The organism is Flavobacterium sp. CSZ (assembly GCF_015350725.1).
Taxonomy (GTDB): domain Bacteria; phylum Bacteroidota; class Bacteroidia; order Flavobacteriales; family Flavobacteriaceae; genus Flavobacterium.
The window spans coordinates 1-3155 of the sequence record NZ_JADKPQ010000048.1; the positions used below are offsets into that span (position 1 = coordinate 1).

Below are 3155 nucleotides of genomic sequence, written 5' to 3' on the forward strand. Positions count from 1 at the left end.
CGGTCATATTAATTTATGATTGGTACAATAAGCAAAATAAGGGCGTATGGGGGATGCCTTGGCTCTCAGAGGCGATGAAAGGCGTGATAAGCTGCGAAAAGCTACGGGGACGGGCACACACCGATTGATCCGTAGATACCTGAATGGGGCAACCCACTATGTTGAAGACATAGTACACCGATAGGTGGGCAAACCCGCTGAACTGAAACATCTAAGTAGGCGGAGGAGAAGAAAACAAAAGTGATTCCGTAAGTAGTGGCGAGCGAACGCGGATTAGCCCAAACCAATGATGTTACGGCATTGTTGGGGTTGTAGGACCACGATATTTTATGTACACGGAACCGGAAGTTACTGGAAAGTGACGCCATAGAGGGTGATAGCCCCGTATGGGTAACAAGTATAATAGATAGTGGTATCCTGAGTAGGGCGGGGCACGTGAAACCCTGTCTGAATTTGGCGGGACCATCCGCTAAGGCTAAATACTCCTGAGAGACCGATAGTGAACCAGTACCGTGAGGGAAAGGTGAAAAGAACCGTGAATAACGGAGTGAAATAGATCCTGAAACCATACGCTTACAAGCGGTCGGAGCCCTTTCGTGGGGTGACGGCGTGCCTTTTGCATAATGAGCCTACGAGTTAACGTTGCTGGCAAGGTTAAGTGGTTAAGCCACGGATCCGTAGCGAAAGCGAGTCTGAATAGGGCGCTTTAGTCAGTAGTGTTAGACGCGAAACCGTGTGATCTACCCATGGGCAGGTTGAAGCTGTGGTAACACACAGTGGAGGACCGAACCGGTTGACGTTGAAAAGTCTTCGGATGACCTGTGGGTAGGGGTGAAAGGCCAATCAAACTCGGAAATAGCTCGTACTCCCCGAAATGCATTTAGGTGCAGCGCTGTGCATAAAGTTATATAGAGGTAGAGCTACTGATTGGATGCGGGGGCTTCACCGCCTACCAATTCCTGACAAACTCCGAATGCTATATAATGTTTCACAGCAGTGAGGGCTTGGGTGCTAAGGTCCAAGTCCGAGAGGGAAAGAACCCAGACCATCAGCTAAGGTCCCCAAATATATACTAAGTTGAAAGAACGAGGTTTGTCTGCCCAGACAGCTAGGATGTTGGCTTGGAAGCAGCCATTCATTTAAAGAGTGCGTAACAGCTCACTAGTCGAGCGGACGAGCATGGATAATAATCGGGCATAAGTATATTACCGAAGCTATGGATTTACAGGTAACTGTAAGTGGTAGGGGAGCATTCTAACAGGGTTGAAGGTGTATCGTAAGGTATGCTGGACTGGTTAGAAAAGAAAATGTAGGCATAAGTAACGATAATGCGGGCGAGAAACCCGCACACCGAAAAACTAAGGTTTCCACAGCTATGCTAATCAGCTGTGGGTTAGTCTGGTCCTAAGGCGAACCCGAAAGGGACAGTCGATGGCTAACGGGTTAATATTCCCGTACTACTAATTACTGTGATGGGGTGACGGAGTGATGAAAGCGCCGCGAACTGACGGAATAGTTCGTTGAAGTACCTACCTATAAGATGCGCAGGCAAATCCACGCGTCTTGGGGAAATACGATAGTACTCGGAGTCTTCGGACAAAGAGATAGTGCGCCTAAGGGCTTCCAAGAAAAACCTCTAAACTTCAGGTAATTAGTACCAGTACCGTAAACCGACACAGGTAGTTGAGGAGAGAATCCTAAGGTGCTCGAGAGATTCATGGCTAAGGAATTAGGCAAAATAGACCTGTAACTTCGGGAGAAAGGTCGCCCTGAGCAATCAGGGCCGCAGTGAAGAGGTCCAGGCGACTGTTTATCAAAAACACAGGGCTCTGCAAAATCGTAAGATGAAGTATAGGGCCTGACACCTGCCCGGTGCTGGAAGGTTAAGAGGAGATGTTATCTTCGGAGAAGCATTGAATTGAAGCCCCAGTAAACGGCGGCCGTAACTATAACGGTCCTAAGGTAGCGAAATTCCTTGTCGGGTAAGTTCCGACCTGCACGAATGGTGTAACGATCTGGACACTGTCTCAGCCATGAGCTCGGTGAAATTGTAGTAACGGTGAAGATGCCGTTTACCCGCAGTGGGACGAAAAGACCCTGTGCACCTTTACTATAGCTTAGTATTGACCTTGGATAAATGATGTGTAGGATAGGTTGGAGACTGTGAAGTGGCGTCGCCAGGCGTTGTGGAGTCATTGTTGAAATACAACCCTTTGTTTATCTGAGGCCTAACCCCGGAATCCGGGGGACATTGCTTGGTGGGTAGTTTGACTGGGGTGGTCGCCTCCAAAAGAGTAACGGAGGCTTCTAAAGGTTCCCTCAGTACGCTTGGTAACCGTGCGTAGAGTGCAATGGCATAAGGGAGCTTGACTGAGAGACATACAGGTCGATCAGGTACGAAAGTAGAGCATAGTGATCCGGTGGTTCCGCATGGAAGGGCCATCGCTCAAAGGATAAAAGGTACGCCGGGGATAACAGGCTGATCTCCCCCAAGAGCTCATATCGACGGGGGGGTTTGGCACCTCGATGTCGGCTCGTCACATCCTGGGGCTGGAGAAGGTCCCAAGGGTTGGGCTGTTCGCCCATTAAAGTGGCACGCGAGCTGGGTTCAGAACGTCGTGAGACAGTTCGGTCTCTATCTACTGTGGGCGTTAGAAATTTGAGTGGATCTGATTCTAGTACGAGAGGACCGAATTGGACAAACCTCTAGTGTATCTGTTGTCCCGCCAGGGGCACCGCAGAGTAGCTACGTTTGGAAGGGATAAGCGCTGAAAGCATATAAGCGCGAAACCCACCACAAGATGAGATTTCTTTTAAGGATCGTGGAAGATGACCACGTTGATAGGCTATAGATGTAAAGGCAGTAATGTCATAGTCGAGTAGTACTAATAATCCGTAAGCTTATGTACACCCTTTTCTCCCGACGAAAGTCGGGAGAAGAAACTTTCTAAAAATACTAAATAAAAATACTTTTCTTTATCTCAGTATGTTAAGATATTGTGTAATGTTGATCAGTTAATCTGATTACCCATTGCAAAAACGACCTTAAGGTGGTTATTGCGGCGGGGCTCACCTCTTCCCATCCCGAACAGAGTAGTTAAGCCCGCCTGCGCAGATGGTACTGCAGTTATGTGGGAGAGTATGTCGTCGCCTTT

2 rRNA genes are annotated in these 3155 nt (G+C 48.5%); both read left to right on the forward strand.

The features are described from left to right. Positions 1 to 25 precede the first annotated feature (25 nt). Positions 26 to 2909 (forward strand): 23S ribosomal RNA (locus tag IRZ78_RS25880). A gap of 137 nt (positions 2910 to 3046) precedes the next feature. After that, positions 3047 to 3155: ribosomal RNA gene (gene rrf / locus IRZ78_RS25885) — 5S ribosomal RNA — on the forward strand; the annotation flags it as partial.